This is a genomic window from Thalassolituus marinus, from assembly GCF_020320395.1.
GTDB lineage: Bacteria > Pseudomonadota > Gammaproteobacteria > Pseudomonadales > Oceanobacteraceae > Venatoribacter > Venatoribacter marinus.
Genome location: NZ_JAEDAH010000009.1, coordinates 48,323 through 61,127, shown reverse-complemented (window position 1 = coordinate 61,127; position 12,805 = coordinate 48,323). Strand labels below are relative to the sequence as shown.

12 protein-coding genes are annotated in these 12,805 nt (G+C 55.6%); 3 read left to right on the top strand and 9 right to left on the bottom strand.

The window, feature by feature from the left end; translation table 11 throughout:
* Positions 1–88: 88 nt before the first annotated feature.
* The 3 genes from I9W95_RS02405 to I9W95_RS02395 form a co-directional block, all read right to left on the bottom strand.
* Complete coding sequence (locus I9W95_RS02405; RefSeq protein WP_225671470.1) at positions 89–1,483, bottom strand: HDOD domain-containing protein; 1,395 nt, start codon at positions 1,481–1,483, stop codon at positions 89–91.
* A 102-nt stretch (positions 1,484–1,585) separates the two neighbouring features.
* A complete protein-coding gene (gene recG, locus I9W95_RS02400; protein ID WP_225671468.1) occupies positions 1,586–3,682 on the bottom strand; it encodes an ATP-dependent DNA helicase RecG in 2,097 nt (698 codons plus the stop codon).
* 9 nt (positions 3,683–3,691) lie between these two features.
* The gene (locus tag I9W95_RS02395; protein WP_225671466.1) at positions 3,692–4,597 is read right to left on the bottom strand and encodes a hydrogen peroxide-inducible genes activator; all 906 of its coding nucleotides are present in this window, start codon (positions 4,595–4,597) and stop codon (positions 3,692–3,694) included.
* 204 nt (positions 4,598–4,801) lie between these two features.
* Between I9W95_RS02395 and I9W95_RS02390 the strand changes: the two genes are divergently transcribed.
* Positions 4,802–5,653 carry an SDR family oxidoreductase gene (locus tag I9W95_RS02390; RefSeq protein WP_225671463.1) on the top strand — a complete coding sequence of 284 codons (852 nt, stop codon included), beginning with the start codon at positions 4,802–4,804 and terminating at the stop codon, positions 5,651–5,653.
* Between the two features lie 67 nt (positions 5,654–5,720).
* Here the strand turns inward: I9W95_RS02390 and I9W95_RS02385 are convergent, their stop codons facing one another.
* Genes I9W95_RS02385 through rpoZ form a run of 3 tightly spaced genes read right to left on the bottom strand, consistent with a single transcriptional unit; the run spans position 5,721 to position 8,497 of the window.
* On the bottom strand, positions 5,721–6,104 hold the full coding sequence (locus I9W95_RS02385) for a RidA family protein (protein ID WP_225671461.1): 384 nt from the start codon (positions 6,102–6,104) through the stop codon (positions 5,721–5,723).
* 11 nt (positions 6,105–6,115) lie between these two features.
* Complete coding sequence (spoT, locus tag I9W95_RS02380) at positions 6,116–8,239, bottom strand: bifunctional GTP diphosphokinase/guanosine-3',5'-bis pyrophosphate 3'-pyrophosphohydrolase (protein WP_225671459.1); 2,124 nt, start codon at positions 8,237–8,239, stop codon at positions 6,116–6,118.
* Positions 8,240–8,263: 24 nt separating this feature from the next.
* The gene (rpoZ, locus tag I9W95_RS02375) at positions 8,264–8,497 is read right to left on the bottom strand and encodes a DNA-directed RNA polymerase subunit omega (RefSeq protein WP_225671457.1); all 234 of its coding nucleotides are present in this window, start codon (positions 8,495–8,497) and stop codon (positions 8,264–8,266) included.
* Positions 8,498–8,726: 229 nt separating this feature from the next.
* Between rpoZ and I9W95_RS02370 the strand changes: the two genes are divergently transcribed.
* Complete coding sequence (locus I9W95_RS02370) at positions 8,727–9,605, top strand: dioxygenase family protein (protein WP_225671455.1); 879 nt, start codon at positions 8,727–8,729, stop codon at positions 9,603–9,605.
* Positions 9,606–9,619: 14 nt separating this feature from the next.
* Here the strand turns inward: I9W95_RS02370 and gmk are convergent, their stop codons facing one another.
* Both gmk and I9W95_RS02360 read right to left on the bottom strand, forming a co-directional pair.
* Positions 9,620–10,255 carry a guanylate kinase gene (gene gmk, locus I9W95_RS02365; RefSeq protein WP_225671453.1) on the bottom strand — a complete coding sequence of 212 codons (636 nt, stop codon included), beginning with the start codon at positions 10,253–10,255 and terminating at the stop codon, positions 9,620–9,622.
* 16 nt (positions 10,256–10,271) lie between these two features.
* On the bottom strand, positions 10,272–11,135 hold the full coding sequence (locus tag I9W95_RS02360) for a YicC/YloC family endoribonuclease (RefSeq protein ID WP_225671451.1): 864 nt from the start codon (positions 11,133–11,135) through the stop codon (positions 10,272–10,274).
* 103 nt (positions 11,136–11,238) lie between these two features.
* Between I9W95_RS02360 and rph the strand changes: the two genes are divergently transcribed.
* Positions 11,239–11,955, top strand: coding sequence for a ribonuclease PH (gene rph, locus I9W95_RS02355; RefSeq protein WP_225671449.1), 717 nt, complete (start codon positions 11,239–11,241; stop codon positions 11,953–11,955).
* Positions 11,956–12,009: 54 nt separating this feature from the next.
* Here the strand turns inward: rph and I9W95_RS02350 are convergent, their stop codons facing one another.
* On the bottom strand, positions 12,010–12,246 hold the full coding sequence (locus tag I9W95_RS02350) for an exonuclease/endonuclease/phosphatase family protein (RefSeq protein ID WP_225671447.1): 237 nt from the start codon (positions 12,244–12,246) through the stop codon (positions 12,010–12,012).
* Between the last annotated feature and the right edge of the window lie 559 nt (positions 12,247–12,805).

Here is a 12,805-nt window from a genome sequence, read left to right as displayed (position 1 = left end):
ATCCCACAAAAGTTCAAATGAAAATTTGTGGGACACTAGTGCGCTGATGCGGCTTTTTTTATTTCTGCAGGTCGGTATCGGAGCTCTTCTATTTGTTGAGCATCTGTACCAGCTCGCCCAGATCGTCGACGCGCTCCAGCAGGCGCTGGGTGACTTCTTCAACCGCGTCGGCCTGCAGACTGAGTGAGTCGAACAGATAGTCTTGCGGCTTTTCAAACGGACCATCACCGAAGCCATGACGACGCAGGCTGCGGGTAGCGATGTGCAGCAGACGTACGTATTCCGAGTGCTCACCTTCATAGAAAGGGTTGTGCTGCTGGCGTACCGCCATGACCAGCTCTTCCGGCATACGCCATTGTTGCAGCAGGCTGGCGGCGATCTGTTCGCGGGTCAGACCCAGCAGATGGCGTTCCACATAGAAGCGGTTGATGTGCGGGTTGGCTTCAATATGGCGGTTCACCAGCGAGAACTGCGGCGGAAACACATGCCCCAGCACCAGAAAACCGAAGTTGTGCAGCAACCCGCACAGGTATGCCAGCCCCTGACTCGGGCGATGGCGTGCCGGAATCAGACGTACCAGTTCGCCACACAGGGCGGCAGTGACCACCGCCTGTTGCCAGAACGGGGCATAACCATGCGGACCTTCTTTCGGTACCGAGAGAGTGCGGCCGAGGGACAGACCCAGCGCCAGGTTGATCACCAGGTCAAAGCCCAGCACCCGGATTACGGCATCTTCAACCGTTTTTACTTCGCCACGCACACCGTAATAAGGCGAACGGGCCCAGCTGACCACTTGCGCGGACATGCCTGGGTCCAGCTCTACAGTCTGAGCCAGCGAGGTGGTGTCAGCATTCGGATCTACACGTAATTCGATAATACGTCGTGCAGTTTCTGGCAGCGGCGGCAGGTCGAGTGTTTCCGATAGACGTTGTTTGATCCGCAGTGGCGTGAACTGACGGATGGCTGCATGAATGTCTTCCAGATCCTGATCGGCATCGTTGTAGTGGATGTCGGTCAAAAGCGGCGCGGTATAGGTTCCCAGATGAGAGCTGGTGGTCAGAGAACGAAAATGTTCAGCCGGAATTTTCAGCCATTCGTGGCTGTCACCAGAGACAATAAAGACTTCATCTTCACTCAGCAGATGATCATCAACCAGACTCTCCAGCTGCGTTACCTGTGGCAAGGCAGGGAATTCATTGAGGCCGTGCTTAGCCTTCAGCTTGGTCAGCTCTTCCGCCGACAGCGCGGTGAACTGTCGCCCCAACTGATGCGCGAGCTGGTTCAGGTCCAGCATGCGGTTACCGGGAATCACAACCTGGACTTTGCCGTGTTCATCCTTGAGGAAAATCACGTTCGCCACCTTGGCGGAATAAGAAGCCGGTGGGTTACTTTGCATAAGCCGGTACAGCTCCTCGTCGTTGGTCAGTGAATAGTCGATGTGCCAGTCATCCAGGACTTTCTGTACAGTGGCAGGGATAGCCATAGTTCATCCAAACAGGGTTATTCGTACGTAGGAGTAACTATAGTCCAGCCTTAGCTGGCTGCTTTGAAAAAGCACGCAAAGTGAAGAATTTGGTGACTGAGGTCACACTGAGGCAAAACGCTCAGCGTCTCCCAGCCAGCGCAGGATAAGGGGCTCGATAGCCTGTGGGTGCTGATGCCAGATCTGTTCGGCCATCTCGCGCACCTGCGGCAGTAACTCGCCATCACGCTGCAGATCGGCAACCCGCAGCATCTGCAGACCCGTCTGGCGGGTGCCGAGCAGCTCTCCGGGGCCTCGAATGGCCAGATCCTGTTCTGCAATGTAGAAGCCGTCCTGACTATCACGCATCACTTGCAGGCGTTGCTTGCTGGTGAAGGACAGCGGCGATTTGTACAGCAGTACGCAGTGACTTTTGGCGGCACCACGGCCTACCCGGCCACGCAGCTGATGCAGTTGGGCAAGACCCAATCGTTCAGGGTTTTCGATAATCATCAGGCTTGAGTTGGGCACATCGACACCAACCTCAATAACCGTGGTGGCAACCAGAAGGTCGAGTTCGTGGGCTTTAAACTGTGCCATCACATCCGCTTTTTCGGCGGCTTTCATACGGCCGTGCACCAGCCCAATGCTCAGGTGTGGCAGGGCTTCGCGCAGTTCCTGTGCGGTATTTTCTGCAGCCTGACACTGCAGTGCTTCGCTTTCTTCAATCAGGGTACAGACCCAGTAAGCCTGAGCGCCCTCTCCACCCTGCTCAACCGGAGCGCAGGCGCTGTTGACGCGCTCAATCACTTCGCCGCGGCGCTGATCGGAAATGGCTACCGTGGTAATCGGACTGCGACCCGGCGGTAGTTCGTCGATGACTGAGGTATCCAGATCGGCGTAGGCACTCATCGCCAGTGTTCGTGGAATCGGCGTGGCGGTCATGATCAGCTGGTGGGGTTGCAGTCCCTGCTGTTCACCTTTTTCACGCAGCGATAAACGCTGATGCACACCAAAGCGGTGCTGTTCGTCGATGATGATCAGCCCCAACCGGGAGAAGCGCACATCGTCCTGAAACAGCGCGTGGGTGCCAACAACCAGCTGCGCTTCGCCGCTGTGGATATCTTCCAGCGCTTTTTCACGTGCTTTGCCTTTTACCTTGCCAGCCAGCCAGCCGGTGCTGATACCCAGTGGGTTAAACCAGCCGCTGAGGTTGTTCAGGTGTTGCTCGGCGAGAATCTCGGTGGGTGCCATCAGTGCTACCTGATAACCCGCTTCCAGTACATCGCAGGCGGCCAACGCGGCGACCAGCGTTTTCCCTGAGCCAACATCCCCCTGCACCAGACGCAGCATGGGATAGGGTTGTTGCAGATCCTGTTCAATCTCAGCAGTGACCCGCTGCTGGGCGTTGGTCGGTTTGAACGGCAGCTGGGCCAGCAACGCTTGCTGCAGTTGCTTGCTTGCCACAATGGCAGGGGCGGCATCGGCCTGAACCTGAGCACGCAGCTTATGCAGGGACAACTGGTGAGCCAGCAGCTCTTCCAGAATCAGGCGCTTCTGCGCCGGGTGCTGGCTGCTTTCCAGTAGCTGCAGGTTGGTATCACTGGGTGGATTGTGCAGAAACAACAGGGCGTCTTTCAGTGTTGGTAAGCGCCACTGCTGAAGCCATGACGTCGGCAGAAGATCAATCAGATCGACCTGATCCTTATGCAGGAATTCCAGTGCCTGTTCATGCAGCAGTCGTAAGCGTTGCTGGCTGATGCCGTCAGTGGCCGGGTACACAGGCGTCAGACAAGGCTCCAGCTGTGCATCGAGGCCGTTTTCCACCAGTTGATATTCAGGGTGATAAAACTCCAGCCCACTGGCACCACGGCGCGGTTCGCCATAACAACGCACGAGGGCGCCGGTACGGAACTGATTCTTCTGGGCGGCATTGAAATGGTAGAAACGCAGACTGGCGGTGCCGGTATGGTCCTGAACTTTAACCAGCAGGCTGCGGCGTTTGCCGAACAGCACGCTGGCGCCACGTACCTCGCCCTGAATCACCGCCGGGCGCATGGGCTGCACACTGCCAATGGCGGTAATCCGGCTGCGATCTTCGTAGCGGAACGGCAGATGGAAGAACAGATCCGCCAGATTACGGATCTGCAGCTTCTCCAGCTGGTCGGCCAGTTTCGGGCCAACCCCTTTCAGTTCTGTCAGCTGGCTCAGACGTGCCATCGGCCTGCCTTAGTGCCTGGTATCCAGTCGACACTGACGGGCAGTATCCAGTAACAGGTCAATGGCCTGACCGCGTGGAAAACTGGCACGCCATGCCAGAGCCACGGTGCGATGCGGAGGCTGGCCGCTGAATGGACGGGTGGTGACCAGGTTCTGATCAAGGTTGCTGACCGCCGATTCCGGTAACACTGTGATGCCCAGCCCTGAGGCCACCATGTGCTTCAGGGTTTCCAGCGAGCTGCCTTCCAGCACACTGCCGAGACGGGTGTGGTGTTTGCGACCCAGAGCCGGGCAGTACTCAAACACCTGGTCACGGAAGCAGTGACCCTCGCCCAGCATCAGCAGATCTTCATCTGCCAGTTGCTCGCCATTCACAGACTTTTGCTTGGTCCATGGGTGGTTCTTCGGCATCACCACAACGAAGTTCTCGTCGTACAGCGGGCGGGTCACAACATCTGGTTCGGTAAACGGCAGGGCCACGATGATCGCATCCAGTTCGCCATCGCGCAGCTGACGACGCAGAACACCAGTGTAATTCTCTTCCAGATACAGCGGCATGGTGGTCGCCTGTTTGTGAATCTGCGGCACCAGATGCGGGAACAGATAAGGACCAATGGTAAAAATGGCACCAATCTTCAGTGGTGTGCTGAGCTGATCCTTACCTTCGCTGGCCAGTTCCTTAATGGTGCGGGATTCTTCCAGCACACGCTGCGCTTGCGCCACGATGCGCTCGCCCAGCGGAGTAATGGTAACGGAGCTTTTGCTACGCTCGAAAATCGCCACATCCAGTTCGCTTTCCAGTTTCTTGATGGCCACACTCAGCGTCGGCTGGCTGACAAAGCACTTTTCTGCCGCACGGCCAAAGTGCCGCTCCTGTGCGAGAGTGACAATGTATTTCAGTTCGGTCAGCGTCATGGTGGCACCTCATAATGAACACGTATAAGAAAACTACTATTGATGGATCTTACCTATTACCGTGCTGTTAATAAACCCGCTAATCCGTTTTTCGGGGTTTATTCTGCGCCAGAGCAACGTAATATGCTTTCAGACTGACGTGGTCGGCTAGGATTAAGACAGAAGCAGTACAACTGCATCAGGCGAATGCAGAGGAGAAATTACATGGCTCGTATTCTGATTGTGGGCGCAGGTGATATTGGTGGCCATCTGGCCGAGGCAATGGTGGCGGCTGGACATGATGTCTGGGGATTGCGTCGTTCGGATAAACCGCTCGGTGATGGTGTGCAGTTACTGCAGGCTGATGTGGCTGATCCGGAAACCCTGCTCGATCTGCCAGGCGATCTTGATATTGTGGTGTACAGCGTGGCCTCACCGGTGTTCTCGAAAGAGGGTTATCACGATTACTACTACCGTGGCCTGAAGAACATTCTGCGTGCGGTAAAAGGCCAGGACGTAAAGCGCGTGTTCTTTGTCTCCAGCTCCAGTGTCTATCATCAGATGGACGGCGAGTGGGTAGACGAAACCACGGAAACCCTGCCAACCAGTTTTGCCGGTAAGGAGATGCTGGCTGCGGAAGAAGCACTGTTGAAACACAAGTTGCCCGGAACCGTGGTGCGCTTCACCGGGATCTATGGCCCGGGTCGTACGCGTATGATCAAACAGGCACAGAGTGGCAGCCACTGTGACCCGGAACCGGCGGTATGGACCAACCGCATTCACCGCGACGACTGTGTCGGTGTTCTGACCATGCTGGTGAATCGAGCCTTAAATGACGAGTCGCTGGATGAAGTGTATCTGGCCACTGATGACGAGCCGGCAACGCTGTTTGATGTGCTTGAGTGGATGAAGGACCGTATCGGCGATGTGGAACCGGATCATGATGTGCCGGAGGCGACTCGCCGCGCGAATCGTCGTTGCTCGAATAAGCGTCTGCGTGCGCTGGGTTACGAGTTTATCTATCCCAATTACCGTGAAGGCTACGATAAGCTGTTGATTGAAATGGGGCTGGTGTAGCCAGGCGGCTATTCAGCAGTCACAAAAAAGGGACCACAAGGTCCCTTTTTTGTTCGCGCCGGACGGATTAATCCAGTTCCAGTACGCCGTCCATTTCAACGCCGGCATCGCGTGGCAGTTGAGCAACACCTACTGCGGCACGGGCCGGGTATGGCTGTTCAAAATACTGCGCCATCACCTCGTTCACCTTGGCGAAGTTGCCCAGGTCGGTGAGGAAAATGTTCAGCTTGGCAATCTGCTGCAGAGAACCGCCAGCGGCTTCACACACAGCGCTCAGGTTTTTGAACACCTGATGAATGCGTGCTTCGATATCGCCTTCCACCATTTCCATTGTTTCCGGCACCAGAGGAATCTGGCCAGACAGGTAAACGGTTTTACCCACTTTAACGGCTTGTGAATAAGTACCAATAGCGGCCGGAGCTTTATCGGTGGAAATGATTTCGCGGCTCATACAAGTCTTCCTTAGTGCGACTGATTACGGGTTCGTACGATTTTGTTTACGCCGCGGATGTTACGCAGGCGGCGGATAGCTCGAGCCAGATGCTTACGACCATTCACGCTGACACTCAGGTGCGTCACGCTGAGGCGGGCATCGCGGTCTTCGACGCTGATTTTCTCGATGGTGGCTTCGGCCTGAGTGATAGCACTGGCAAGTTCGGCGACGATGCTGCGGCGATTTTCCAGATAGACTTTGAGGTCGACGGTAAATTCGCTGTCGATGTCTTTATCCCAGCTGAGAATCACGCATTTTTCCGGATTGTCGCGGAATTCCTCGACGTTTTTACAGTTCTCAGTGTGAATAACCAGGCCGCGACCTGAGCTGGCGTGACCGATAATCGGGTCACCTGGAATCGGGCTGCAGCACTTGGCAAAGCTCACTACCAGACCTTCAGTGCCCTTAATCGCCAGAGGCGACTGATCCATGGCGTGCAGGTCGACATCGGATTCCTTGTTAGCTACCAGCAGTCGGCGCGCCAGCAGTGGGGCCATACGGTTACCGGCACCGATTTCTTCCAGCAGGTCGTCGAAGGTTTCCATGCCGGTTTCTTTCAGCACCAGCTGCATATGCTGATCGTCGATATCACTGACCGACTTGCCCAGTGCATCCAGAGCTTTATTCAGCAGACGCTCGCCCAGCGACACCGATTCCGAGCGGCGCTGGCTCTTCAGATAATTACGGATGTTAGAGCGTGCCTTACCGGTGACGACAAAGTTCAGCCAGGCCGGGTTGGGTTGTGCCCCCGGTGCGGTGACAATCTGCACGGTCTGTCCGTTCTGCAGTTTGGCACTCAGCGGTGCCAGCTGGCGGTTAATGCGACAGGCAATGCAGTGGTTGCCTACATCAGTGTGTACGGCATAGGCAAAGTCGATGGCGGTGGAACCGGCAGGCAGTTCCATAATTTTGCCTTTGGGTGTGAACACATAGATCTCATCCGGGAACAGGTCGACCTTCACATGCTCAACAAATTCAATCGGACTGCCGGCGCTCTTCTGCAGTTCCAGCAGATTCTGCACCCACTGGCGGGCACGCTGGGTACCGCTGGCCTGGTCGCTTTCCGACTTGTATAGCCAGTGCGCGGCAATACCATGGTTGGCCATGGCTTCCATTTCTTCGGTGCGGATCTGAATTTCGATCGGCACGCCACCAATACCAATCAGCGTGGTGTGCAGTGACTGGTAACCGTTGGTTTTCGGAATGGCGATGTAATCTTTAAAGCGGCCAGGCACGGGCTTGTACAAACTGTGCATGGCGCCGAGGATGCGGTAACAGCTGTCGACGGAGTCGCAGATGATACGGAAACCGTACACATCCATAATATCTGCGAGCGATTTACGCTGATCTCGCATCTTGCTGTAAATGCTGAACAGATGCTTCTCACGGCCCACTACGCGGCCACTGATACCGACTTCGTTCAGGCGGTTACGAATGGCCGAAGCAATATTGTTAACCACTTCAGAGCGGTTGCCGCGCGCGGTCTTAACCGCTTTTCTGATCATCTCCGAGCGCATCGGATACATAGCCTCGAAGCACAGATCTTCCATCTCAACGCGCAGACTGTTCAGGCCCAGACGGTTGGCGATAGGCGCGTAAATATCGAGGGTTTCTCTGGCGATACGGCGGCGCTTGTCCGGACGCATCACGCCCAGTGTTCGCAGGTTATGCAGACGGTCAGCCAGCTTTACCAGAATTACACGGATATCCCGTGCCATGGCCATCGCCATTTTCTGGAAGTTTTCGGCTTGCTGTTCTTCTTTGCTTTCGAAGTGAATGTGGGTCAGCTTGGACACGCCATCCACCAGTTCGGTGACGATATCGCCGAACTGCACTGCCAGAGCCGTCTTAGGCACGCCGGTATCTTCAATCACGTCATGCAGCATGGCAGCCATCAGACTCTGATGGTCGAGGTGCATGTCAGCGAGGATATTGGCGACGGCCAGGGGATGAATAATGTAAGGCTCACCGCTGCGGCGGCGCTGGCCTTCATGGGCCTGCTCGGCGTAGTAATACGCGCGGCAGACCTGCTGGATCTGAGGGCTGGTCAGATACTGGGATAGACGCTCGGATAAGGCATCAATGGTTGGCACTTAGCAGCCCTCAGTTGGTTCTGCTCAGTACTGCTGTTCAGCGCGGGCAGCTTCTTCCTGTGCAGCCATGGTTTGCGGAGTCACCAGGTTTTCAGCAATTTCGCGCAGAGCCAGTACGGTTGGCTTGTCGTTGTCTTCGGCTACCAGAGGTTCAGCACCCTGTACCGCGATCTGACGGGCGCGTTTAGTGGCCAGCATGACCAGTTCGAAACGGTTATCTACGTTGGTTAAGCAATCTTCTACGGTAACGCGTGCCATGGGATGTCCTGTGGATACGGTTGAAATCTTGGGAACCCGATATTCTAGCGGAAATCCAGCCGAAAGAAAGAGCAGAAATTCACCACTGCCAATGTCAGGACCGGGTAAAGAGAGTGGATCTTTACATTACGCCGGGAGATTTCGCCGCAGGCTGGCGCCAAAGTAGCCGCGCACACTCTGATCGGGTCGGCAGGATGCTGACCCTTTCTTTACCCACTGGGAGATCACCATGCATAACAACAAACTGAATATCTCACGCAGACAATTGCTGGTTTCCGGCAGCCAGTGCCTGCTGGCGGCGCCTTTTCTCGGACTGGCAGGCTGTGGTGGCGGCGCGGGTTCAACCACCACCGCGGGGACCACTTCTTCGTCTTCTGCCACAACGACCACCACAACGACTGAGGCGAGCAGTGGCTGGGCAGCGGGCGGTACTGATCTTATTACGGTGGATTATCCGGCTGACACTATTTTTGCCGACTCCGGTAGCTGTTCGATTTCTCTGACCGAATCCACCACCGAAGGTCCGTGTTATATGGGGGTAAATGAGCGTGAGGATATTGCCGAAGGTGAAACCGGTCTGCCGATGCAGTTGTGCCTGCAGCTGGTGGATGAAGACTGTAATCCGCTGTCGGGCTATCTGATTGAAGTCTGGCACTGTAATACCGATGGTCTCTACTCCGGCAATACCAGTGACAGTGATGTGGACGATACATCGAGCTGGGCTGGAAGCTTCTGTACCGATAATGACAGTCAGGCGCTGGCCAGCACCTGGTTCCGTGGCGAGCAAACCACAGACAGCAGTGGTCGGGTGAACTTCAAAACCTGCTTCCCGGGCTGGTATTCAGGGCGCACTATTCATATTCATTTCCGCGTGCGTAATGGCGGCGGCGATTATGTGGTGTCACAGTTCTGTTTCAGTGACAGCTTCTGTGAAACGATCTGCACCACGCATGAGTTGTACTCGGATCGGGGCGAACAGGACACGCCGCTGTCTGGTGGACGTGATACCGTGTTTCCGTCATCGGGTTATGAAGACTTTATGCTGAATACCGAACAGAACAGCGACGGCACCCTGCTGGGTTACCGCCGCATTATGATCAGCGCCTGATTGCGACGCTGATTTTATTCGCCGAGGAGGTTCTTCAGTGTGTCTTTATGACGCTCCTGCTGAGCTTCCAGGCGGTGGCGACGAGCAATGATGATCGAGCGCAGCTCTTCAACTGTGTTGTCGAAGTTGTCGTTGATGATCAGATAATCGTATTCACCGTAGTGGCTCATCTCGTTACGTGCATCGCGCATACGACGTTCGATGATTTCTTCGCCGTCCTGACCTCGCTTCTGCAGACGCTCGCGTAAGGCCTCGATGGAAGGTGGCGCGATAAATACGCTGACGGTATCCGGCATCAGACGACGCACCTGCTCCGCACCCTGCCAGTCAATTTCCAGAATAACATCGCGCCCGTCCGACAGTTCGGACTCAACCCAGCCCTGAGACGTGCCGTAGTAGTTGTCGAATACCTGAGCGTGTTCAAGGAAGGCACCTTCGCTGACCATGCGCTGGAAATCCTCTACTGCAGTGAAGTGATAGTCCTTGCCATCCTCTTCGCCCGGGCGTGGTGCGCGAGTGGTGTTGGACACCGAAACACCGATGTAACCGGTGGTTTCCAGCAACGCCTTCACCAGACTGGTCTTACCCGCACCGGAAGGTGCCGAGAAGATAAACAGGGTGCCGATCATGGTCTTTTTAGAATCTGTCATGTGTTGTCGCCGGTGGTTATTCGATGTTCTGTACCTGCTCACGCATCTGTTCGATCAGCACTTTGAGATCGACCGCTGCCTGAGTGATACCAGTAGTCAGTGATTTAGATGATAGCGTATTCGCTTCACGATTGAGTTCCTGCATCATGAAATCGAGGCGGCGGCCAATGGCATCGCCCTGTTCAAGAATCCGGCCCACTTCTTTGATATGGGTGTGCAGGCGGTCAAGCTCTTCCGCGACGTCCGCTTTCTGTGCCAGCAGAACGATTTCTGCCTCCAGGCGTGCGGGGTCGACGCTCAGCTGCAGGTCGGCAAAGCGATCCTGCAGTTGTTGTTTCTGCGCAGCCAGCGCCTGTGGCATCTCAGCTTCGACCTGACGGACCAGTTGCGTCATGGCGTCCAGCCGCTGGCGAATCAGTTGTGCCAGCTCGTTGCCCTCACCGCCACGTACCTCACTGAGCTTGCTCAGCGCGTCACTGAAGGCCTCCAGTGCGGCGGTTTTTACTGCTTTGTTATCGACTTCCTTGCTTAACAGAACGCCGGGCCACTGCAGTACTTCGAGCACATTCATGGCATTGCCGGGACCAATGATGGCGTGTACTTCATCGGCGGCACGGTTCAGTTCATGCACCAGGGTGTGATTGACGCTCAGGGTCGTGTCGCGCTCAGCACTCTGGTAGCGCAGGCTGCACTCGACCTTGCCGCGGCTGAGGTGTTTTTTCATCAGCTCGCGCAGCTGTGGCTCGAGCTCGCGGAATGCATCGGGAATGCGGAAATGCGGCTCCAGATAGCGGCTGTTAACCGAGCGGATTTCCCAGGTGAATACACCACTGTCACACTCGCTGCTGGCGCGTGCAAAGGCCGTCATACTGCGGACCATGGTTGGTTCTCCCTCAATAAAATTGCGGGCATTGTAAGGGTTGGCGGATTTTGCCGCTATAATGGCGCCTTTTCATTCCCGCAAGAACCCAAGGAATTTGCTTATGAGACCGAGTGGCCGCTCCACTGATCAGCTGCGCGACGTGCGCATCACCCGTAACTTCACTAAACATGCAGAAGGCTCTGTGCTGGTGGAATTCGGTGATACCAAAGTGATCTGTACCGCATCGGTTGAAACCAATGTGCCGCCATTCCTGCGTGGCAAGGGCCAGGGTTGGGTGACGGCGGAATACGGCATGCTGCCACGCTCTACCGGATCGCGCATGATCCGTGAAGCCGCCAAAGGCAAACAGCAGGGCCGCACGGTGGAAATCTCGCGTCTGATTGGTCGTAGTCTGCGTGCAGCCATCGACCTGAAAGCGCTGGGTGAAAACACCATCACCATCGACTGTGATGTGATTCAGGCCGACGGCGGTACCCGCACTGCTTCTATTACCGGTGCCTGTGTGGCGCTGGTAGACGCCATCAACTGGCTGAAAGCCAATGGTAAGGTCAAAGGCGAGCCGCTGAAGCATATGATTGCCGCAGTCTCCGTGGGTATTTATGAAGGTCAGGCGGTACTGGATCTGGACTACGCCGAAGACTCGACCGCCGAAACCGACCTGAATGTGATCATGACCGCCTCCGGTGGTTTCGTTGAAATTCAGGGTACGGCCGAACAGGAGCCATTCTCGGAAGACGAACTGGCCAGCATGCTGGCGCTGGCGAAGAAGGGGATCGCTGATCTGGCGGCGCTGCAGAATGCAGCACTGGAGAGCTGAATGCTCAGCAAAGAAGCGTCGGACGTCTGACGCTTCTCTTGTCCGACGCTACTCTTACTCCTCCTCGAACTCGTACTCCACCATCACTGCAGCGTGATCGCCGAAGCGCAGATTGGTATCGAGTTTGGCATCCACCACGAACTGGCGCACACCCGGTGTACAGATCTGGTAGTCCTTACGCCAGCCATTAATGTTGCGGCGCGCACTTTCCTCATCCGGCCACCAGGTGAACTGGTTTTCACCGAAGTTAGCTTCACGGAATGCATCGGCATAACCGGCAGGACCAAACATCTGATCGAAGAAGGCGCGCTCTTCCGGCAGGAAGCCGGGGGTTGTCTGATTGCCCTGCCAGTCAGACAGGTCAACGGTTTTATGCGCCGCTTCGAAGTTACCGCAGAAAATAAACTCACGACGCTTGCGTCGGGTTTTTTATTCAGGTGATCGAGAAAGGCTTTCTGGAAAGCCAGTTTATCTTCCAGTGAGTTGTGTTCATCAACCGCTGGAAAGAGGATGGAGCCCACGCTGACGTGATCGAAGTCAGCCTGTATATAACGCCCCTGCATATCGCACTGAGGGAAAGCCAGGCCGGTCATAATGGCCTTGGGGATCTCGCGGGTGAGAATCGCTACTCCGGAGTAGTTATCCGCTTCGGCATCAAAAAAGTATGCATTGAAGCCTTCGGGATACACGACGGAGTCTGGCAGCTGATATTCTTTTGCTTTTAGATTCTGAATGGCTACCACATCGGCATCCGCACTCTGCAGCCAGGTGTATAAACCTTTTTCGACTGCCTGCTGAAGGCCGTTGACGTGTAAACTGATGATCCTCATAAATGGTTCCCAACTGGTGA

What these genes read in the sequence shown, in the direction of transcription:
- I9W95_RS02405 (WP_225671470.1), bottom strand. Translation starts at nt 1,483, where the DNA reads ATGGCTATCCCTGCCACTGTACAGAAAGTCCTGGATGACTGGCACATC.
- recG (WP_225671468.1), bottom strand. Translation starts at nt 3,682, where the DNA reads ATGGCACGTCTGAGCCAGCTGACAGAACTGAAAGGGGTTGGCCCGAAA.
- I9W95_RS02395 (WP_225671466.1), bottom strand. Translation starts at nt 4,597, where the DNA reads ATGACGCTGACCGAACTGAAATACATTGTCACTCTCGCACAGGAGCGG.
- I9W95_RS02390 (WP_225671463.1), top strand. Translation starts at nt 4,802, where the DNA reads ATGGCTCGTATTCTGATTGTGGGCGCAGGTGATATTGGTGGCCATCTG.
- I9W95_RS02385 (WP_225671461.1), bottom strand. Translation starts at nt 6,104, where the DNA reads ATGAGCCGCGAAATCATTTCCACCGATAAAGCTCCGGCCGCTATTGGT.
- rpoZ (WP_225671457.1), bottom strand. Translation starts at nt 8,497, where the DNA reads ATGGCACGCGTTACCGTAGAAGATTGCTTAACCAACGTAGATAACCGT.
- I9W95_RS02370 (WP_225671455.1), top strand. Translation starts at nt 8,727, where the DNA reads ATGCATAACAACAAACTGAATATCTCACGCAGACAATTGCTGGTTTCC.
- gmk (WP_225671453.1), bottom strand. Translation starts at nt 10,255, where the DNA reads ATGACAGATTCTAAAAAGACCATGATCGGCACCCTGTTTATCTTCTCG.
- I9W95_RS02360 (WP_225671451.1), bottom strand. Translation starts at nt 11,135, where the DNA reads ATGGTCCGCAGTATGACGGCCTTTGCACGCGCCAGCAGCGAGTGTGAC.
- rph (WP_225671449.1), top strand. Translation starts at nt 11,239, where the DNA reads ATGAGACCGAGTGGCCGCTCCACTGATCAGCTGCGCGACGTGCGCATC.
- I9W95_RS02350 (WP_225671447.1), bottom strand. Translation starts at nt 12,246, where the DNA reads ATGTTTGGTCCTGCCGGTTATGCCGATGCATTCCGTGAAGCTAACTTC.